At 71.3% G+C, this 20,588-nt stretch carries 14 protein-coding genes; 4 read left to right on the top strand and 10 right to left on the bottom strand.

The window, feature by feature from the left end; all coding sequences use genetic code 11:
* The first annotated feature begins 10 nt into the window (after positions 1–10).
* Both TSH58p_RS29430 and TSH58p_RS29425 read left to right on the top strand, forming a co-directional pair.
* On the top strand, positions 11–697 hold the full coding sequence (locus tag TSH58p_RS29430; RefSeq protein WP_247873951.1) for a BON domain-containing protein: 687 nt from the start codon (positions 11–13) through the stop codon (positions 695–697).
* A gap of 23 nt (positions 698–720) precedes the next feature.
* Positions 721–2,106 carry a hypothetical protein gene (locus TSH58p_RS29425; protein ID WP_109069343.1) on the top strand — a complete coding sequence of 462 codons (1,386 nt, stop codon included), beginning with the start codon at positions 721–723 and terminating at the stop codon, positions 2,104–2,106.
* A 33-nt stretch (positions 2,107–2,139) separates the two neighbouring features.
* Here TSH58p_RS29425 and TSH58p_RS29420 read toward each other — a convergent pair whose 3' ends face one another.
* A complete protein-coding gene (locus TSH58p_RS29420) occupies positions 2,140–3,429 on the bottom strand; it encodes a tetratricopeptide repeat protein (RefSeq protein ID WP_109069342.1) in 1,290 nt (429 codons plus the stop codon).
* Between the two features lie 139 nt (positions 3,430–3,568).
* On the opposite strand from TSH58p_RS29420, the gene TSH58p_RS34610 reads away from it, so the two are divergent.
* Together TSH58p_RS34610 and TSH58p_RS29410 are read left to right on the top strand one after the other, a co-directional pair.
* Entirely contained in the window at positions 3,569–7,141 is a 3,573-nt protein-coding gene (locus TSH58p_RS34610; RefSeq protein WP_109069341.1) for a tetratricopeptide repeat protein, read from the top strand.
* A gap of 225 nt (positions 7,142–7,366) precedes the next feature.
* On the top strand, positions 7,367–7,549 hold the full coding sequence (locus TSH58p_RS29410; RefSeq protein ID WP_014198642.1) for a YdcH family protein: 183 nt from the start codon (positions 7,367–7,369) through the stop codon (positions 7,547–7,549).
* Between the two features lie 67 nt (positions 7,550–7,616).
* Here the strand turns inward: TSH58p_RS29410 and TSH58p_RS29405 are convergent, their stop codons facing one another.
* The 9 genes from TSH58p_RS29405 to TSH58p_RS29360 form a co-directional block, all read right to left on the bottom strand.
* Positions 7,617–13,595 carry a tetratricopeptide repeat protein gene (locus TSH58p_RS29405; RefSeq protein ID WP_247895551.1) on the bottom strand — a complete coding sequence of 1,993 codons (5,979 nt, stop codon included), beginning with the start codon at positions 13,593–13,595 and terminating at the stop codon, positions 7,617–7,619.
* A gap of 36 nt (positions 13,596–13,631) precedes the next feature.
* Complete coding sequence (locus TSH58p_RS29395; protein ID WP_109069340.1) at positions 13,632–14,057, bottom strand: flagellar biosynthesis repressor FlbT; 426 nt, start codon at positions 14,055–14,057, stop codon at positions 13,632–13,634.
* 132 nt (positions 14,058–14,189) lie between these two features.
* The gene (locus tag TSH58p_RS29390; RefSeq protein WP_109469603.1) at positions 14,190–16,055 is read right to left on the bottom strand and encodes a flagellin; all 1,866 of its coding nucleotides are present in this window, start codon (positions 16,053–16,055) and stop codon (positions 14,190–14,192) included.
* A 142-nt stretch (positions 16,056–16,197) separates the two neighbouring features.
* Entirely contained in the window at positions 16,198–17,310 is a 1,113-nt protein-coding gene (locus TSH58p_RS29385) for a 3-oxoacyl-ACP synthase III family protein (protein ID WP_109071648.1), read from the bottom strand.
* Between the two features lie 16 nt (positions 17,311–17,326).
* Positions 17,327–18,058, bottom strand: coding sequence for an SDR family NAD(P)-dependent oxidoreductase (locus tag TSH58p_RS29380; RefSeq protein WP_109071649.1), 732 nt, complete (start codon positions 18,056–18,058; stop codon positions 17,327–17,329).
* Positions 18,055–19,248, bottom strand: coding sequence for a fatty acid--CoA ligase family protein (locus tag TSH58p_RS29375; RefSeq protein ID WP_109071650.1), 1,194 nt, complete (start codon positions 19,246–19,248; stop codon positions 18,055–18,057). Before TSH58p_RS29375 ends, TSH58p_RS29380 begins: the two co-directional genes overlap by 4 nt.
* Positions 19,245–19,523, bottom strand: coding sequence for an acyl carrier protein (locus TSH58p_RS29370; RefSeq protein WP_109071651.1), 279 nt, complete (start codon positions 19,521–19,523; stop codon positions 19,245–19,247). The genes TSH58p_RS29375 and TSH58p_RS29370 overlap by 4 nt, the downstream gene beginning before the upstream one ends.
* Complete coding sequence (locus tag TSH58p_RS29365; RefSeq protein ID WP_109071652.1) at positions 19,520–20,338, bottom strand: alpha/beta fold hydrolase; 819 nt, start codon at positions 20,336–20,338, stop codon at positions 19,520–19,522. Before TSH58p_RS29365 ends, TSH58p_RS29370 begins: the two co-directional genes overlap by 4 nt.
* A 7-nt stretch (positions 20,339–20,345) precedes the next feature.
* The gene (locus TSH58p_RS29360; protein ID WP_109071653.1) at positions 20,346–20,579 is read right to left on the bottom strand and encodes a hypothetical protein; all 234 of its coding nucleotides are present in this window, start codon (positions 20,577–20,579) and stop codon (positions 20,346–20,348) included.
* Positions 20,580–20,588 lie beyond the last annotated feature (9 nt).

Raw genomic sequence — 20,588 nt, 5'->3', positions numbered from 1 at the left:
CAAAACCACGATGAAGCCGAACACCCCCAAGATTCCCCATTGCCAACGCACCTGCGGCATGACTTTTTCCGCCCGCCCGTTCATGCGGCGGGCCGGGGATCGGAGGCAAAGCGTGTCGGGGTTTGGCCGCCTTTGGGCGCTGGTCGGGATGGCCGCTGTGGCGAGCCTTGCGTCTGGCTGCGCGCCCGTCGTGCTGGGCGCCGCCGGGGGCACCGCCGTCGTCGCGGCCAGCGAACACCGTGGCCTGTCCGGCTTCGCCTCGGACACCGAGATCAAGGCCCGCATCAACCACCTGTGGTTCCAGCACTCGCTCGAGATGCACAGCCGCATCGGCCTGACGGTCGATCAGGGCCGCGTGCTGCTGACCGGCCGCGCCACCGACGCCCAGATGCGCCTCGACGCCGTGCGCCTGTGCTGGCAGGTGGAAGGCGTCAAGGAAGTCATCAACGAGATCCAGGTGGACACGGACTCGGGCATCATGGACAGCGCCCGCGACACCTGGATCACCACGCAGCTGCGCACGAAGCTCACCTTCGATTCGCAAATTCATAGCCAGAATTTCAGCATCGATACCGTCAACGGCGTCGTCTATCTCATGGGTCTGGCCACCCACCAGGGCGAGCTCGACCGCGTGATCGAGCACGCCCGCACGCTGCCGAACGTCCAGCGTGTCGTCAACTACGCCCGCGTCCTCTAGCGCACCAGGGTCTCCGCACCGCCATGGCCATCCTGCCCGCCCCCGCCCGCCGTCTTGCCGCCTCCGCCGCCATGAGCCTGCTCATGGCGCTGGCGGCATTCACCGTGGCGGTGGGGGGCGCCGGCACCCCGGCGATGGCGCAGCAACAGCCGCTGCCCGACCAGGGGCCGGCCAACCGCCTGTTCGTCCAGGCGATGCAGATGATCCGGCAGGCGGACAACACCTACGACATCGCCGAGGAAAGCCGCTTCCTGAAGGAGGCTGACCGGCTGCTCAACGAGATCGTCGTCAAGTATCCGGACAGCGCGCTGGCCGTCCAGCTCGTCACGAACCAGTTCGTCGGCGACTTCGACTTCTTCGAGTTCCGCTCGCGCATCCGCTCGCTGGTGTGCAACGAGCCGATGACCTCGCTGTGCTTCCTGCACCGGGTGGCGGAGATGCTGCCCCCGGTGGAGACGCCGATCACCGCCGCCCGCTGGGACTGGCTGTCGCTGGCCGTCGCCTACAACACGATCGGCGACACCGCGCGGGCCAAGGAGATCATCGCCCCCTTCGTCAGCGCGGTCCGCCGCGGCGCGGCGTCCGACGGGGCCGGGCAGGACCTGTTCGTCGCCCGCGCGCTCGCCCTGATGGGGCAGAACCAGCTCGCGCTCGACATCACCCGGCAGATCCCGGAATGCTCGACCCGCATCTACAACCTCGCCGACATCGCCAAGGCGGCGGCGTGGCGCGGCGACACGGCGCTGGCCGGCCAGCTCGCCGAGGAGGCCAAGGCCTACGCCACCGCCCGCAACTGCAGCTGGGAGCTGGGTCTGGTCGCCCAGACGCTGCTGCGCGCCGGCAAGGAGGGGGCGGCCCGCACCCTGTTCCTGAACACGGTGGAGACGCAGTTCTCCAAGTTCCGCGAGACCAAGACCGACTGCTGCCCGCCGGAGCTGGCCGTCGCCGCGGCGGAGCTGGGCGACACCAATCTGGCGCTGGGCCTGCTGCGCACCGTGCAGGACGAGAATCCCTGGACGATCCCGGCGGTTCTCGGCCGCATCGCCCGCCGCTCCGACGCCTCGGTCGCGCTGTCCTACGCCGAGCAGGTGCAGGACCTCGACATCCGCGGCGAGGCCCTGGCCGAACTGATCGAGGCGGCGCTGAAGCGCGGCGACCCGACCAGCGCCAACGAGCTGATGAAGCGGCTGACCCGTCTGGTGGACGATTCCGCCGGTCGCCGCCCCGGCCTGCTCGCCCAGAAGGCCAAGGCGGAGAAGGTGATGTACGGCGACGACCGCTGGCGCAAGAGCTTCCAGGGCTCGCTCAACGCCGCCGACCGGGCGAGCAACTTCGTCCGCCGCGACATCGGCGCTCCGCTGCTCGCCGCCCTGGTGCGGATCGAGACCGGCCTGCCGATGCTCGACTAACCTGCCGATGCTCGACTAAGGCCGGCGGCCCCGTCAGGGCCGCGCCGCCAGAACCACCAGACCGGCCACCGGCGCGCCGCTCTCGTGGCGGAGGGTCTCCGGGGCGAGGCGCAGGACGGACAGCCCCGCCGCCGTCAGCCCGTCCCGCACATGGCCCTCCGCATGGGCGTAGCGGCCGTGCGGGCTGACCCGCCAGGGCGCCCCGCCCTCCTCCAGCCGCTCCACCGTGAAGGCCAGCCGCCCGCCTGGGCGCAGCGCCGTGGCGGCCTGTGCCAGCACTCCATCCAGCGCGCCGAAATAGCACAGCACGTCGGCGGCCACGATCAGGTCGAAGGCCGCCGGGCGCGCCGCCAGGAAGGCGCCGAGTTCCGCCTCCTCCAGGGCGTCGTACAGGCCACGGGCGGCGGCGCGCTCCAGCATGCCGGGGGAGAGGTCCACCCCGACCAGACGCCGCGCCGGGCCGCGCAGGAAGGGACCGCACAGGCCGGTGCCGCAGCCGGCGTCCAGCACGTCCAGGCTCGCATCCGCCGTCCCCCCCGCCCCTTCCACCGCCTCCGCGAGCAACGACGGCGCGCGGTAGCCCAGCTCGCCGAGCAGCTTGTCGTCGAACTCCCCGGCGAACAGGTCGAACACCTGCCGGACATAGGCGTCGGACGCCCGATCCCCGGCCTCCAGGCCGGCGATGGCGGCGCCGATGTGGCGGGCCACCGGATGGTCGGGATGGTCGCGCAGCCACAGCCGGGCGAACCACGCCGCCTCCTCATGCCGTCCCTCCTCGTGAAGCAGGTAGAGGGCGCCGGACAGGTTGTCGTGCGCCTCGTCCCAGTCGGGCCGCAAGGCCAGCGCGCGGCGGTAGGCCATGGCGGACTCGGTCAGCCGGTCGCCCTCGCGCAGCAGGTTGGCGAGGTTGTTGAAGGCTTCAGCATAGGCCGGCTCCTCGACCAGCGCCCGGCGGAAATGCCGCTCCGCCGGCGCCGCGTCGCCCGCCGCCTTCAGGGCCGAGGCGAGATTGTAGTGGACCAGCGGATGGTCGAGTCCGCAGGCCAGCGCCTCGCGGTAGGCCGCGACCGCCTCCTCCGCGCGGCCCAGGGCGCGCAGCACGTTGCCCAGGTTGTTGTGCGCCTCCGCGAAGCGCGGGTTCAGCGCCAGCGTGCGGCGGTAGGCGGCCTCCGCCTCCACGGCCAGCCCGTCCGAGGCCAGGGCGTTGGCCTCCGCGTAGAGGCGCATCGCCTGAGCGGCCAGACCGCCCAGCCTCCCCGCGCCACGGGCGAGCAGGCCCGGACGCGGCGGCGGGGGACGGGGCGGATCGCTCGGCTCGGACACGGAACGGCTCCTGAAGGGGGGCGTGGGCTAACAGCATCTTTACCGGGAACCGGTGAACATGGCACTCCCTTCCGGCAACAGACCGGCGGAAGGCCCCGCGCACCGGGGCCGGATCGGGCAGACGGAAAAGGCGAATCCCATGAACCAGCCCACCGACCCGGCGTCGCCGACGACGCCCGATGAGGTCGCCGCCCGGCTCGGCCGCGCCGTCGCCCATCATCGCGCTGGCCGGCTGACCGACGCCGAACGGGACTACCGCGCCGTCCTGGCGGCTGACCCGCGCCATCCCGACGCGCTGCACCTGCTGGGCGTGCTGGCGCTCCAGGCCGGTCACGCCGGCCCCGCCGTTGAGCTGATCGACGAGGCCATCCGGCAGGCCGGCGGCGTCGCCGACTATCACGACAATCTGGGAAGCGCGCTCGCCGCGCTGGGCCGTCACGCGGAGGCGGCGGAGGCGCACCGCATGGCCGCCGCGCTGAATCCCCTGTCGGCCCAGCCGCGCCACAATCTGGGCAACGCCTTCCAGGCCCAGGCGCTGCCGGGGCTGGCGGCGCTGGCCTTCACCACGGCGGTGGAGCTTGAACCGGGCTACGCCAAGGCCTGGTACAATCTCGGCAACGCGCTGCGCGCCCAGAACCGCCGTGACGACGCGCTGCGGGCCTTCGCCCGTGCCGCGGTGCTGGCCCCCGCGATGGCCGAGGCCCACACCAATCTCAGCGACGCGTTGAGCAGCGCCGGGCGGCTGGATGAGGCGCTGGTCCAGGCCCGTGCCGCGCTGCGGCTGCGGCCCGACGACCCGAAGGCCCACCACAATCTCGGCACCGCCCTGCAGCGCAAGGGCGCCTACGAGAGCGCGGAAATCGCCTACCGCGAGGCGCTGAAGCGCGCGCCCGACAACCCGACGACGCTGAACGATCTGGGGAGCGTCCTGCTGAAGCTGGGCCGCCCCGCCCAGGCCGAACAGTGCTTCCGCAACGTGCTGGGCCGGAATCCGCACGCCGTCGAGGCCATCCACAACCTCGGCAACGCGCTCCGGGCGCAGGGGAATTTCACGAAGGCGGAAGCCTGCTACGAGGAGGCGCTGGCCCACGACCCGGACCTCGCCAGCGCCAGCGACAACCTCGCCGTCATCGCCCTTCTGCACGGACGGCTGGAACGTGGCTGGGAAGGCTATGAACGGCGCTTCGCCGCCGGGCGGGTCCAGCCGGACCGGCGGATCGCCGCGCCGCGCTGGCGGGGCGAGGGGCTGCGCCGGCGGCGCCTGCTGGTCTGGCGGGAGCAGGGCGTCGGGGACGAGATCCTGTTCGCCTCCTGCTACGGCGACGTGATCGCCTGGGGCGGCGGGCCGGTGACCATCGAGACCGACCCGAGGCTGGTCAGCCTGTTCGCCCGGTCCTTCCCGCGCGCGACGGTGCGGGCCGAGACTCTGGATGCCGAAGGGCGGGAGACGGTGGTTCCCCCGGATGCGGACCTCCAGGTGCCGGCGGGCAGCCTCCCCGGCCTGTTGCGGGGGGCGCTGGACTCCTTCGACCAGTTCGCCCCCTGGCTGAAGCCCGATCCGGCCCGCGCCGCCCTGTGGCGGGAGCGGCTGGACGCGCTGGGGCCGGGCCTGAAGATCGGTGTCGCATGGCGCAGCCATCGGGCGACTCCCGAACACAAGGGCGCCTACACCACGCTCGATCAATGGGGGCCGCTGCTCGCCCTGCCGGACGTGGTGTTCGTCAATCTGCAATACGGCGACTGCGCGGCGGAGATCGCGGCGGCGGAGGCGCGGTTCGGCGTGACCATTCACCGCTGGGACGATCTGGACCTGATGGACGATTTCGAGGGGGCGGCGGCGCTGACCGCCAATCTGGATCTCGTCATCACTCCGGCGACGGCGGCGGGCGAACTGGCCGGCGCCCTCGGCGTGCCGGTGTGGCGCTTCGGGCACCGCGATTGGACCCAGCTCGGCACCGGTGTCCGCCCCTGGTTCCCGACGATGCGCCTGTTCCAGCCGCGCCCCGGCAAAACCTTCGACCATGTCCTGGCCGATATGGCGCGCCGCCTTGCCGCGATGCGGCCCGCTCCGGTCCGCTTGGCCGCTCCACCTCCGCCAGCCCCGCCGCCCGCCGATCCGGACGGCCTGCTGAACGACGCCATCGCCCTGCACCGGTCCGGGCGGCTTGACGACGCCATGGCGGCCTACCGCGCGGTCCTCGATCTGGCACCACGGCACAGCGACGCGCTCCATCTGCTCGGCCTGATTCAGCATCAGGCCGGCCATCACGCGGAGGCGGAAGGACACATCGCCGCGGCGCTGCGGATCGATCCGGATTTCCCCACGGCCTGGAACCATCTGGGCCTCGTCCAGCAGGCCCTGGACCGCCCGGACCAAGCCCTCGCCTGTTTCAGCCGCGCCATCGCGCTGCGCCCGGACTTCCCCGAGGCGATGACCCACATGGGGCTGAGCATGAACCGGCCCGACCGTCTGGCCGAGGCCAAGCGCTGGCACCTTCGGTCCATCCGTCTCGCCCCGGCGAACCCGGCCGCCCACACCAACCTGGGCTTCGCCTGCGAGGTCGAGGGACGCTTCGACGACGCCGCGGCCCATTACCGGCGCGCGCTGACCCTGCGGCCGGACTCGGCCGACACCCTGAACAACCTGGGCACCCTCGCCAAGATGGCGGACCGGCCGGCCCTCTGCCGGCATTTCCTCGACCGCGCCCTGCGGGTGGCCCCCGGATTGGCGCTCGCCGCCTGGAACGTCGGGCTCCTGGCCCTGGCGGACGGCGACCTCGTCACCGGCTGGGCCGGCTATGGGCGGCGGTTCTCCGCCCGCCAGCTTCAGCGGGCGCGCCGCATCGCCCTGCCGGTCTGGAACGGCGAGCCTCTGCGCGGCCGCCGCCTGCTGGTCTGGCCGGAGCAGGGGCTGGGCGACGAAATCCTCTTCGCCTCGGTGTTCGGCGACCTCAAGGACAGCGGCGGGACCGTGGTTCTGGAATGCGACCCGCGGCTGGTGCCCCTCTACGCCCGCGCCTTCCCCTGGGCGGTCGTCCGGGCGGAGTCCGTCACCGCCGATGGCCGGGAACGGTTCGACCCGCCGGACTGCGATCTGCAGATCGCCGCCGGCTCCCTCCCCGCCCTGCGGCGCGACCGGCTTGAGCGTTTCCCCGCCCGCCCATCCTTCCTGTCCCCCGATGCGGAGCGGGCCTCATTCTGGCGGAAGCGGGTGGAGGCGCTCGGCCCCGGCCTGAAGGTGGGCATCAGCTGGCGCAGCCAGATCGTCACGGCGCATCGCGAAGGCGCCTACACCCGAATCGCCGACTGGTTGCCGATTCTGGAGGTGCCGGGCGTTCACGTCGTCAACCTGCAATACGGGGACTGCGCCGCCGAACTGGCCTCCATCGAGACGGACGGCGTGCGGCGTGTCCATCGCTGGGACGATCTGGACCTGAAGAACGACCTGGAGGGGGTGGCGGCCCTGATGGCGGCGCTCGACCTCGTCATCCTGCCCGCCACCGCCGCCGGGGAACTGGCGGGCGCCCTGGGGGTCCCGGTCTGGCGGCTGGGAGGCCGGGACTGGACCTGGATGGGCAGCGGGGTACGGCCCTGGTTCCCCACCCAAAGGCTGATCGCCCCTCACCCCGGCGAGACCTCCGCCGACATGGTCCGTCGGATCGCCCGGATGCTGGCCCGGATGGCGCCGGAACCTATCTCCGACGGGGTATGACGGCGAAAGGACGTTCAATCTTTCGGTATAATCCCGCAACGAACAGCACAAGGCAGGCCTATGCGGCGAATTGTCCTACTCCCCATCGTAAGGGGCGGTCACCCCCCGTCTTTGGAGTACTAGGACAAAAGTTTGGGGTTGTTTGGCGGCACGGATGGGTGAACACTATGGTTTCCGGCCTGCCGGACTTGGCAGGAGCCGGTTCGATCTGACGGAGAGCAGCCCATGCACACTGATGCTCGCCTATCTTCCCTGCAGGAAAAGCACCTGCGTCTCGACCGCGCCATCCTCGACGAGGAGAAGCGTTCGTGGCCTGACGAAAGTGCCATCAAGCGGATGAAGCTTGAGAAGCTCCACCTCAAGGAAGAAATTGATCGTTTGGCCAGAACCAGTCACAGGGTGAATTAACACCCTTCCGGATCGATCCGATTCGTAAAGTCGGGGGCGACAAACGGTTCGCTCCCGGCTTTCTTTATCAGGTGTTCGCGATACCGGGCTCAGCCGCGGCACGAAGCGCGGACAATCGATGCGCGGTCAATCGGCGCGCGATCGTCGGCAGGGCGCCCGACGCCGGCTGTCCCGGCGGTGCGGGGATCAGCGCCATGCTTGGGAACCACGGTCGGACGCCGGTGCCGAGCGCCGTCCAGTCCCCCCGCGGCCCGAACCGCCAGACCGGCACACCCAGCGCCCCTGCCAGTTCACCCACCGAACTCGCCGGCGTGATGACGAGGTCCAGAACCGTCATCAGGGCCGCCACCCCTTCCAGATCGTCCTTCAGATCCAGATCGCCCCAGCGGTGGATGGTCACGCCAAACCGGCGCTCCGCCTCGGCGATCTCGGTTGCGCAGTCGCCGTATTGCAGGGTGACGAAGACCACACCGGGCAGCGCGAAGACGGGCCCCCACGCGTCGAGCGGGGCGTAGGCCCCACGGCGCTCCGCGGTCATCAGCCCGCTGCGCCACGCGATTCCCACCTTCAGGCCGGGGCCGAGCGCGTCCACCCGCTCCCGCCAGCGGGCGGCCCGTTCCGGGTCGGCGGTCAGGAAGGACGGGCGCGATGGGAAGCGGTCGAAGCGAGGCCGCAGCCAGCGCGGCAATGATCCCATGGCGACGTGGCGGTCGACTCCGGCGCAGGGCGCCTCCGGGTCCGCCGGGGCCGGACGCCACTCCGCAAGGGGAAAGGACCGAGCGAACAGCGGCACCAGCCGCCGGTCGCACTCCACCACCACGGCGGCGGCCTGCGCGATCAGTTCGTCCAGGCAGCCGGCGAACAGGATCTCGTCGCCGATCCCCTGCTCCGCCCAGACCAGCAGACGCAAGCCGGCGGGGTCCTCCCCCGCCCAGGCGGGCACGGGGACGGCACGGGCGGCACCGGACAGCTCACGGGCGCGGAATCGGGCGTCATAGCCGGCCCAGCCCGCTTCCAGCTTGCCGCGGGCGAGATCCAACAGACCGAGGTTGAAGGCCGCCGCCGGGTGACCCGGCTCCACGGCCAGAGCGCGGCGGCACCAGCGCTCCGCCGCCGCGGTCTCGCCCCGGTCGCGCAGCAGCCGCCCCAGATTGGCCAGCGCATCCGCCTGCATCGGCGCCAGGGCCAACGCGCGGACCAGCGCCCGCCGCGCCTCGTCCAGCCGTCCCGCCCGACGCAGCACCACCCCCAGATTCAGCCAGCCGTCCTCGCGGTCCGGGGCCAGGCGCAGGGCGTGGCGATGACGCCCCTCGGCCGCCTCCAGCGCGCCGAGCCGGGTCAGCACGGCGCCCCAGTTGTCGTGCGCCTCCGCCAGCGCCGGGTCGGCCAGGGTCGCCCGGCGGTGGGCCTCGGCGGCGGCGGGCAGGTCGTGCGCCGCCTCCAGCGCGTTGCCGAGATTGGTCAGAGCCGCGGCGGCGGCGGGTTGCAGGGCGAGCGCCAGACCGAAGCGGCGCACCGCCTCCGGTGCACGGCCGAGCGCCAGCAGCACGGTTCCCAAACTCGACTGGGCGGCGCCGTAAGCGGGCAGTGAGTCCAGGGCACGGGCGATGCGCGCCGCTCCAGCGGCGGAATCGCCGGACTGGTGCGCCAGCAATCCCGACAGGTGGAGCGCGACCGGATGGTCCGCCCGCGCCGTCAGCACGCGCTCGTACAGCGGCGCCGCCTCGGCCAGCCGACCGTCCCGGTGATGGGCGGCGGCGGTCTCCAACAGCGTGTCCGGATCGACCGGAAGACCGCCGGATGGTGGTTCGTCGCTCCTGGGCATAAGCTGGCGCAGGGCCTGGGCCATCCGGGTCATGACGGCATCCAGCCCCTCGCCGGGGCGCGGCTGGAACAGGCGCATCGTCGGGAACCAGGGGCGGACGCCGGTGCCGAGTTGGGTCCAGTCGCGGTGCCCGAAGCGCCACACCGGCACGCCGAGGGCACCGGCCAGTTCGCCGGAGGAGACGGCGGGCGTGAGGACGAGGTCCAGATTGGCGGTCAGCGCCGCCGCCCCTTCGAAATCGTCCCTGAGGTCCAGATCGTCCCAGCGCTGGATGGTCACGCCGAAGCGCGCCTCCGCCGCCGCGATCTCCGCCGCGCAGTCCCCATATTGCAGGTTGACGAACACCACCCCCGGCACGGCGAACAGCGGCGCGAAGGCGTCCAGCGTGACGTAGGCGGCGCGGCGCTCCCCATCCATGATCTGGCTGCGCCACGCGATGCCGACCTTCAGGCCCGGGCCCAGAGCGGCCAGCCGGTCCCGCCAGCGGTCCAGCCGTCCGGGTTCGGGCACCAGCCAGGGCTGGGCAGGGAACCGCTTCCAGTCGGACCGCAGCAGCCGCGGCAACGACGCCGCGGCGATCTGGACATCCACGTCCCGTGGCTCGACGGTCGGCGGACGGACCGTCGCACCGGGGAGGGACCGTGCGAAGAGCGACACCAGACGGCGGTCGCATTCGACCACGACATGACCGGCGCGGCGCAGCAGGTCGGGATAGCAGGAGGCGAACAGGATCTCGTCCCCCACCCCCTGCTCGCGCCAGACCAGCAGGCGGGCGGACGCGATGTTCTCGCCACGCCAGGGTCTTGCCGCGAAGCGCCGTTTCTGGTCGCGGAACTGGGGGGTGTCGAACCGCCACTCATGCTCCGTCCATCCCGAGCGGAGTTCTCCCCGCTCCAAAAGAAGGAGCGAGAGGTTGTAATGGGCGGTCGGCAGCGCCGGGTCGAACCGGATGGCTTGGCGGTAGGCGGCGATGGCCTCCGCCGGGCGCTGCCGCCGCGCCCAATGCATGGCGAGGTTCGCCTGCGCCTCCGCCATCTCCGGCGCGCGGTCGATGGCCCGGCGGTGGCAGGCGAGCGCCTCCTCGATGCGGCCGAGCCGGTCGAGCGCGCTGCCCCGGTGGCTCCAGGCGGCGGCGGCGTCCGGTGCGGCCGCGGTGGCGCGGCGCAGCAGCCGTTCCGCCTCCGTGGGCCGGTCGGTGCGCAGAAGGAAGGCGCCGAGATTCGCCAGCGCATCCACCTCCGACGGCGCCAGGGCCAGCGCCCGCCGGTGGCTCCGCTCCGCTCCCTCGCGGTCCTCCCGCTCGGCGAGCAGATGTCCCAGATGGGCGTGCGCCAGGCCGAGCAGGGGACGGATGCGAAGGGCGCGCCGCGCGCAGGCCTCCGCTTCGCCCCCCTCGCCCCTCGCGCGCAGCAGGGCGGTGCGGTTGAGCCAATGCTCCGCCGCGTCCGGACGGAGCAGAACGGCGTTGCGCTGCGCCGCCAGAGCGGAATCGTGCCGTCCCAGCGTCTGACAGGCGTCGGCCAGCGCGGCGTGCGCGGCGGCGTTGCCGGGATCGGCCTTCACCGCCAGGGCCAGCACCGCCGCCGCTCCGCCGGCATCGCCCTGGCGATACCGCAGAATCCCCAGAAGGTGAAGAGCGGTGGGATGGTCCGGCACGGTGTCCAGCGCCGCCCGGCACCGGTCCTCCGCCTCCGTCAACGCCCCGTCGCGGTAACGGGCGATGGCCTCGGTGATCAGCGGCGCGACATCCGCCGACGCTGCGGGGGCCGCAGGAGCCACGGATGGACGGCTCGTCCCGGCCTCGACCGGCGGTGCCAGATCGCGCAGGGTCCGGGCGATCCGCGTCATCGCGCTTTCCAGCGTCTCGCCGGGGCGGGGCTGGAACAGCCGCATCGTCGGGTACCAGGGGCGGACCCCGGTGCCCAGTTGGGTCCAGTCGCGGCCACCGATGCGCCAAGCGGGCACACCCAGGGCTCCCGCCAATTCGCCGGTGGATACGGCTGGCGCGATGACCAGGTCGAGCGAGGCGGTCAAGGCCGCCGCGCCCTCGAAATCATCCTTGAGATTCAGATCGTCCCAGCGGTGGATGGTCACGCCGAACCGTGCCTCCGCCGCCGCGATCTCCGCCGCGCAGTCGCCGTATTGCAGATTGACGAAGACCACCCCTGGAATCGCGAACAGGGGCGCGAACGCCTCCAGAGTGATGTAGGCGGACTTCCGCTCGGTCGTCATCAGTTGGCTGCGCCAAGCGATGCCGATCTTCAGCGCAGGCCCCAGGGCGGCCAGCCGTTCCCGCCATAGGGGGAGGCGTTCCGGGTCGGGGATCAGCCAGGGACCGGCCGGAAAGCTCGCCACGTCCCGACGCAGAAGGCGCGGCAGAGCGCCCGCGGCGATATGGGCGTCGCAATCCGCCGGGACCAGCGTCTCCGTCCCGTCGGCGGCGGTGGTTTCCCCCCGGACGGTGGCCCAGGGAAAGGAACGGCGGAACAGGCTGACCAGCCGACGGTCGCACTCCAGGACGACCTGGCCGATCCGGCCCGCCGCCACGCGATCCGCCAGGGCGGGATAGCAGGAGGCGAACATGATCTCGTCCCCCACCCCCTGCTCGCGCCAGACCAGAAGGCGGGGTACGGCCGCACCGTCATCCCGCCAGAGCGGCGCGGCGATGGTGCGCTCCTGATGCTCCTTGGCTTTGAACCGGTCCTGATAGGCCTCCCAGCCTTCCCGCAGATTGCCCGTCGCCAGGCAGACCAGAGCGAAATTCAGCCGCGCGGCGGGCAGGGCCGGGGCGATGCGCAAGGCCCGGCGCAGGGCGCGCTCCGCTTCCGCCACCCGCATCGATTGCCATTGCAGCATGCCGAGGTTGGCATAGGCCTCCGCGTGCGCGGGGTCGATGGACAGGGCGCGCCGATGCGCGGTCTCCGCCTCCTGATTCCGTCCCAGCACATTCAGGGCAAGGCCCATTGTGGTCAGCGCGACGGCGCTCCGCGGCGCCAGACGCACCGCGCGCCGGTGCAGGCGCAGCGCGCCCTGCCAGTCGTCCCAATCCTTGAGAACGTTGCCGAGGTTCGTGTAGCTGTCCGGATAGTCCGGCTGAACGACCAACGCCCGGCGGTACAGCGCCGCGGCGGCGTCCGCCCGGCGCGCGGCGCGGCGGGAATTGCCGAGGTTGTTCAGCGCCTTTCCGTAGTCCGGCTGAATGGTCAGGGCACGCTGGAAAACGCGCGCGGCCGCCTCGGGCCGGTCGACGCCGTCGAGGCCGGTGCCGAGGTTGTTGAAGGCCACCGCATCGGCGGGGCGCAAGGCGATGCATGTCCGAAGCGCCGCCACCGCGGCGGCATGGTCGCCCAGGTCGAGCAGCGCCACGCCCAGATTGTTCCACGCCCCCATCAGCAGAGGGTCGCCGGACAGCGCGCCCCGATAGCGGGCGATCGCCTCCGCCAGGCGCCCGTCCCCCTGAAGCGCGCTGCCCAAATGAAAGAGCAGCCGGGCGTCCCGGCCGCCGTCGGCATCCACCGCCGGGGCCAGAACAACCGCCGCATCGGCGAAGTCGCCACGTTCGTTCAGAAGGGTCCCCAGGTCTCGCGCCAGCTCGGGGTCGGTCGGATCATCGGACAAGGCGCGGCGCAGGCACAATTCGGCGTCGGCATGGTTCAGGGCGCGCAACACGAGCGCCAGACTGCGCCACGCGCCGGCATGATCCGGCTGCGTCTGGACGACGCGGTAGAAGGCCAGGGCGGCCTCGTCGAGACGGCCGAGGCGCCGATAAAGAACCGCCAGATCGAAGCGGGTCGCCGTGCGTCCGGGATCGGCGCGCAGCGCCTCCTCGTAGGCCGCGATGGCGTCGCCGATCCGCTCCTGCCCCTGCAGAAGAAGACCGAGATTGCCGAGGGCCTCGGCATAGCCATGCTGAAGCGCGATGGCACGGCGGTAGGCGCGGGCCGCGGCGTCCGGCTGGCCCCGGTCGGCAAGAACATTGCCCAGACTGTTGTAGGCCGGAGCGAAGGACGGATCCGTCTCCAGGGTTGCCCGGAAGCACGCCGCCGCCCGCTCGGGGTGACCGGCCTGATAGGCGGCGATGCCCAACAAATGCCGGGCATCGGCATGGACCGGATCGTCGGACAGGATGCGGCGGTAGAGTTGCGACGCCCCATCCAGATTTCCCGCCTGGTGCCGGTCGATGGCGTCGGCCAGAAACGCGTCCGCGGATCGGCCGTCCAAACCCTCAACCATCGTGTCGATCAACCATTGTGTCGATCACGGCGCCGGATCGGCCGCCGGGCTTTCCGCCGCCCCTTCGGAGGCGTTGGACGAGGCGTCACCACCCTTGAACATCTTACGGCAGATTTTCAGCGCGCGATAATAATTGCGGGCCTCCACCAGCCGCTCGATCTCATCAAGGTCGTCGCGGCAATCAGGGCGGGCATCGCGCGTCTCGCCCAGTATCGCGGCGAAGCGCTGCAGGTTGAGCACCGCATCCTCTGGGAAAATATAGATAAGCTGGATGACGAAGTAGAGTTTCTTCTCGATGCAATCGATCTGCTCCTCCTTCAACACCTCGCGTCCGCGCAGGAAATTGGCGGTGTTGTAAAGGAAGAACGAGCCGGGACGGTCACCGGCCCCGATGACCGCACCGTTGATGATGACCTTCTCATTGGGGCGGAGAACGAACTTCAGAGGCATGAAACGGACCCGGTCCTTGTCTCGGCGGCGCGCGGAAACGGAAAGCGCTTGCCGGAAAACGCCGCACCAAATGAAACGGGCGGCGGCTTGCGCCGCCGCCCGCCGGGCGTAATCCTACCCGAACTCCCAGGCTTAGAACAGACGCAGGATCGACTGCTGCGACTGGTTGGCCAGCGAGAGGGCGATGGTGCCGAGCTGCTGACGGGTCTGCAGCATCAGCAGGTTCGCGCCTTCCTCGTTCTGGTCGGCCAGCGTCAGCTTGCTCGCGCCTTCCGTCAGCACGTCGCTGAACTCCTTGGTGAAGTTCTCACGGGTCGTGATGACGTTCAGGTTGGTCGACAGCGTCTGCGAAGACGACCGCAGGGTCTGCTTCGCGTAGTCGATGCTGGCGACCGCCTTGTCGATGTCGGCGCGGTCGGTCCAGTCGTTCTGCGCGTAGTCCAGACGCAGGCCCTGGCCGCTGGTGGTCAGGTTCTGGGCCTGCACCGTGATCGCGTTGGTGTTGCGCTCGTTGAGCTGCACCGTCAGATCGTTCGAGGTGTTGGCGTCGGTCACCTGCACCGAGACCAGGTTGGCCGCCGAGTTGGCTTCCGCCGCCTGCTTGATGCTCTTCTGATCGACGTTGAAGCGCACCGTGCCGGTGTCGAACGCGTAGGCGTTCTCGCCTTCCGCCAGCTTGCCCTCGCCGCGCTTGGACATGCCGTCGCGGGTCACCGTGGCGCCGCTCAGGTTGCTGACCGAGATCTGGATGTCGACCTTCTTCTCGATCGTCGAGACGCCGTTGCCGTTGTTGGCGGCCTGCTCCAGCAGATTGCGGTCCACCGTGAAGGACACGATGGTGCCCGACGCGAAGCTCTCGGAGATGCGCTTGGTGAGGGCGTTCTCGGAGGTGGCCTTGACGGTCATCTCGCGGGCCGAGTTGCTCGTCGTCGCGCCTTCCAGCGTGATCGTGCCGGTCGTGCTGACCGTGACGGTCTGGACGTCCTTGCCGCTGAGGCGGCCGTTGGCGCCCAGCGCGTTGTTGATCGACGCCTTCAGCTGGTTGGCGATGTTGGTGCGGGCGGTCTGGCCCGTCGCCACGTCGCCGGCGGTGGCGGTGTAGGTGAAGGTCTGGTCTTCGACGGTGATGGTGAAGCTGTCGCCGGCCTCGATCGTGCCGCCCATCGACACCTGGGTGAGCTGCGCCGTGCCCGACTTGGCCGCCTGGGTCGTGTTGGCGGCGATGGTCTGGCTGTTGTCGAAGTAGGTGATCGTGCGCGACTCGTTGCCGTCGGTCACGATGAAGGAGCGCTCACGGCCCTTCGCGCCGCGGACCTCGATCTGCACGTCGGAGAAGCTGCCCGCCGACGTCGACATCGTGCCGGACAGCTTCAGGCCGACCAGGCCGTGGGCCATCTCGGCGCTGTTGATCTCGCCGGCCGCGCCCTCGATGGAGCCGTCGCCCTTGACGCGCACCGTGTAGGTGTCGGTCGACACCACGTTGGTGACGCGGGCGTTCTCAATGCCCTGGATGGTGTTGACGGCACGGCGCGACTCGCTGGTGGAGTCCAGGCGCAGGCCGTTGCCGGCCAGCAGGTTCTTGCCACCGTAGGCGGAGTCACCGGCCAGCTTGTCGATCTGCTCCTTCAGAGCGTTGAACTGGTTGGCCAGCGACTTGCGGGTGGAGACGGAGCCGGCGTCGGTGCCCAGAGCGGAATAGGCGGCGGTGGTCAGACCGCGCGCCTGCTCGATCATGTCGTCGATCGAGGTCAGGCCCTTGTCGGCGGCCTTGATGGTGCTGATGGCCTGACCCATCGTGTCCTTCAGCGCGGTCAGGTCGCCGGCGCGCTGGGTCAGGTTCTTGGCGGCGAAGAACGACGTCGGGCCGTCAAGCGCCGAATTGATCTTGTTGCCGGTGGCGAGGATGTTCTGCTTCTTCGCGATCGAGTCCTGGACGCCCTGCAGCTGCAGCAGGTTCGTGCGCATCGACGACGAGAGGGAGATGTCGCTGGTAGCCATGGAGTCACTCCTTTTGGAGGATGTCGATCCGCACGACGGTGCGCGCACGGAGAGGGACTAATTCCCTCGGGCTACCGGTAGGCAATAAATGGGCCAGATCGAATTTGCCGCCCGGATGGGGAAAATGCTGCCTCTGGGCAAATCAGGGATCGGCAATTTTTGCCGGGTGCCCGGCAAGAATTGCCTCCCGCCCGGCACCCTTTGCCGGTTGCGCGTCCAGACCGGCAGATTCTGCCGGGCTTGCAGGAAGCGTCACCACCTCGCAGACGGCGAGCGGACCCGCGGTCATCGCAACGCTCCCCCACGACCAGCCGACACCGAAGCCGGAGAGCAGGAGGCGCAACGGCCCGTCGCGCAGCGCCTCATTCAGTTCGGAGGCCAGCGCCAGGGGAATGGAGGCGGAACTGGTGTTGCCGAATCCGGCGAGCCCGATCACCGTCTGGTCGGGCGTGGCGCCGAGCTTCTGCGCGAGGTGGCGGATCATCTGGGCGTTGGCCTGATGCAGGACCAGACGGTCGACCGTCTCCATCGTCCAGCCGGCCCGTTCCAGAACCGCGCGGATGTTGCCCGGCACCTCCCGCAGGGTGAAGGCGAAGACCTGGGTGCCGTCCATGAACAGGTGGGCGGCCTCGCCGGGTCGCCGCAGCCCGCCGCCGGGGACGGCGAGATAGGGCGCGCCGGCGCCGTCGCTGCCCAGCGCGAAGACCATGGGCGCGGCCCCCTCCTCCGCCACCAGCGCCGTCGCCGTCGCGGCGTCGCCGAACAGAGGCGCCACGGCGCGGTCGTCGGGGTCGAGCACGCGCGACGTCGTGTCCCCGGCGATCAGCAGGGCGCGCCGCCCACCCGCCGCCTTCAGCATCGCCGACGCCGTCCACAGGCCGTGGACATAGCCCGAGCAGCCGAGCGTCAGGTCGAGCACCGCCGCCCCCTTGCCCAGCCCCAGCCGATGGTGGAGGAGATAGCCCGAGGCCGGCAGGATGTGGTCGTGGGTCTGGGTCACCATGACCAGCAGATCGACGCTGTCCGCGGCCCAGCCCAGCCGGTCGAGCAGGCGCCGCGCGGCCGCCTCGCCCAGGTCGGAGGTGCATTGATGAGGAGGCACGAGGTGGCGGGCTTCGATGCCCGTCGCCTTGGCGATCCGGCGGGCGGCGTCCTCGCCGAAGCGGACGGCCAGATCCTCCACCGTCTCGCGCCGCTCCGGAACGCAGGCGACGATCCCGCTCAGGCCGACGCCCTCGATCACGCTGGCCACCATGGGGCGTCTCCTTCCGTCAGCCGGTGATGCCGCCGTCGACGACGATGGTCTGGCCGGTCACAAAGCCCGCCCCGTCGCCCAGCAGGAAACGGACCACCGGCACCACGTCGGCCACCTCGCCGAGCCGGCCCAGCGGCGTGCGCCGGACGATCTGGTCGCGCTGCCCCTCGGCCAGCGTGCCGGACATCTCGGTGGCGAGATAGCCGGGCGCGACCGAATTGACGGTGACCTGGAGCCGCCCGACCTCGCGCGCCAGCGCGCGGGTCAGCCCGTCCAGCCCCGCCTTCGACGCCGAATAGGCGGACAGGCCGGTGTAGCCCCGCTGTCCGATGATCGACGAGATGTTGACGATCCGCCCCGGCCCCCGCTTCACCAGCTTGGCGCGCAGGAAGGCGCGGGCGACCTGGATGGCGCCGGTCAGGTTGACCTGGATGACCTCTTCCACGTCGATCTCGGGAAAGGTCGCCAGCACGCCTTCGCGCGCGATGCCGGCGTTGTTGACGAGCCCCCACAGCGGCGCCGCGCCGCCCCAGTCCAGCGCGGCGTCCATGAAGGCCCGCACCGCCTCCCCGTCGCCGATGCGGCAGGGTTGCCAGAACAGGTCCGGACCGGCCAGCCGTTCCAGCGCCGCGCCCGAGGCGCGGCTGCAGGTGGAGACGCGGTAGCCGTCGGCCAGCAGCGCCTCGACGATCCCCAGCCCCAGCCCTCGGCTGCCGCCGGTGACGATGACGTGCCGTTTGCCGCTCATGCCGTTCCCTTCCGCGTCTTCTTGCCCGCCGCCCCCAGGGCGATGCTCGCGGTCATGGTCACCAGACGGGGCCGCGCGGCGGGGGGCAGGTCCGCCACGGCGGTGCGGATCGCGGCGCGCAGGGCCGCTTCCTCCACCCCCGGCGCCGGGACCACCAGAGCGGTCAGGATGTGGCCGGTCACTGGGTTGGCCGCGGGCTGGACCAGGGCATCCCGCACGCCCGGCACGTCCAGCAGCACCTGCTCCACCACCTCCGGCGACACCTTGACCCCGCCGACATTGACCCGCCCGTCCAGCCGCCCGGCGAACACGGCGCGGTCGCCGCGCACCTCCACGACGTCGCCGGTGGACAGCCAGCCCCCCTCGTGACCGAGCATCGCGCGGGGGCTCTCCACCTCCAGCACGCCGTCGCGCAGGCGCAGGCCCACCCCGTCGATGCCGCCGTCCAGCCAGGCGGCGGGAAAGCCGGCCCTGCCGTCGCCCACCGCGAAGAGGGCTCCGGCCTCCGTGGAGGCGTAGATGTGTCGCAACCGGGCCGCCGGAAAGCGCTCCGCCAGCCGGTCGAGCAGCGGCTGGTCGGCCACCTCCCCGCCCAGCGTGATGGAGGCCAGCGGCGGCGCCGCGCCGTCGAGCGCCAGCAGGAAGGCGCGCCAGAAGCTGGGGGTCGCGCTGATGTGGGTGACCGCGTGGTGCACGGCGAGGCGCGCCAGTTCCGCCGCCCCGGCGCCGGGCGCCGAAACCAGCGTCGCCCCCGCGGCCAGCGCGGTCAGAATCACCTGGAGCCCGGCGAAGGCCGCCGGCTCATAGGCCAGCAGCCAGCGCGCGTCCGGATCGGCGGCGCCGCGCAGACGCCCGCGCAGGCGCTGGAAGTCGTGCCGGATCAGCTTCGGCGCGCCGGTGGTGCCGGAGGTCTCCAGCAGCACCGCGAAGCCGGGCTGCGATTCCACTTCCACCTGAGCCGTGCCGCGGCGCGCCAGCAGCAATTCGACCCCGGCCCGCTCGGCGGCGACCAGGGCGGCGACCAGGGCCGGCACGCCCTGCGGCGGCAACACCGCCCTCCCGCCGGTCGCACGGAACGTCACCCCGAAGGCGTCGGCCTGCGCGGCGATCTCCGCCCAGCCGACGCTGCGCTCCGCCTCGATCAGGCGAACGCCGGGATGCAGCCAGGGGGGCGGAGGCGGCAGGCTCATGCGGACCCGGCAGGCACGCCTGGATGGCAGGGGGCCGGCCGGTAGAGGGCCGCCAGTTCCCCGACCGTGTTGAACTGGACGAAGCCGGCGCGGAAGGGGTCCTGGCCGGTGCGCTGCTCCAGCACCACCAGCAGCGTGGCAAGGTCGAGGGAATCGATCGGCAGCTCCCCGCCGAGGAAGCGCGTGTCCGGGCCGAGCGTCGGCAGGGCTTCCCCCTTGTCGGCGGCGATGCGGGCAAGCTCTTCGGCGATCAGCGCGAACATGGAATCGGTCATTGGGGGTCGCATGAGGAAAGGAAGTCGCGGAGGGTGGCCGTGACGGGGGTCGCCGCCTCACTATGCGGCAAGTGCCCGGCCTTGTCGAAGAGATGAAACGGCGCGCCGGGGGGACGGCGGTCGGCGGTCGGCACCGGGATGATGCGGTCCTCCCGCCCCCACAGGAGCTGGATCGGCATCGGGAAGGCCGCCCAGTCCACCGGGCCGGGCGACCGGTGCGCCTCCGCGAAGGAGCCGGCGATGATCCGCTCCAGAGCGGCACGGCGCCGGGGGTCGGCGGCCTGGGCGTGCATCACCTCGCCGACGCGCCCCGCCAGCAGCCAGGGCCGGGCAAACAGGCGGGCGGCGCAGTCCCGCCCCTCCTCCACCGTCTCCAGCGCGGCGACCCGCCGCAGGAATTCCAGGTCGAAGTCGGGGCCGAGACCGGCGCTGGCGATCAGCGACAGGCTCGCCACCCGATCCGGCACCAGCCGCGCCAGCTCCAGCGCGACGTAGCCGCCCATCGAGTGGCCGACGGCGTGGACGCGCGGGATCTCCAGCGTGTTCAGCAGGCGCAGCAGCCAGGGCGCGAAGGCGCCGACCCGCCCGTCCCCGACCTCCAGGGTCGAGGCGCCGTGCCCCGGCAGGTCCACCGCCAGGACCCGGCGGTCGGCGGCCAGCGCCGCGGCGTTGAACTGCCAAGTCAGCGAATCCCCGGCGAAGCCGTGCAGGAGCAGGGCCGGAACGCCGCCCCGCCCCATCGACAGATAGGCGGCCGGACCGCCCTCGATGTCCGCCCGTCCGCGCTGCGGGGAGCGCTCGATCCTTCCGGTCACCTGGAAGTCAGGCGGCCACGGCGATGCCGGCCAGACCCAGCAGGTCCTCCACCGTCTTCGCCTTGACCAGCTTCTCGCCCTCCACGACGTGGCCGAGCTTCTCGTCGACCAGGGCGATGAAGCTGATGACGGCCAGCGAGTCCCAGCTGTCGATCGAGTCGAGTTCTTCCGAACCCGTCAGAGTGCCGGGGTCCAGCTCCAGCATCTCGTCGAGCGCGAGCAGGAAATCCTTGCGGTCCATGGTGGTGTC

Origin of the sequence: Azospirillum sp. TSH58, assembly GCF_003119115.1 — a bacterium.
Lineage (GTDB): Bacteria > Pseudomonadota > Alphaproteobacteria > Azospirillales > Azospirillaceae > Azospirillum.
This window is presented reverse-complemented; position numbering and strand designations above follow the sequence as displayed.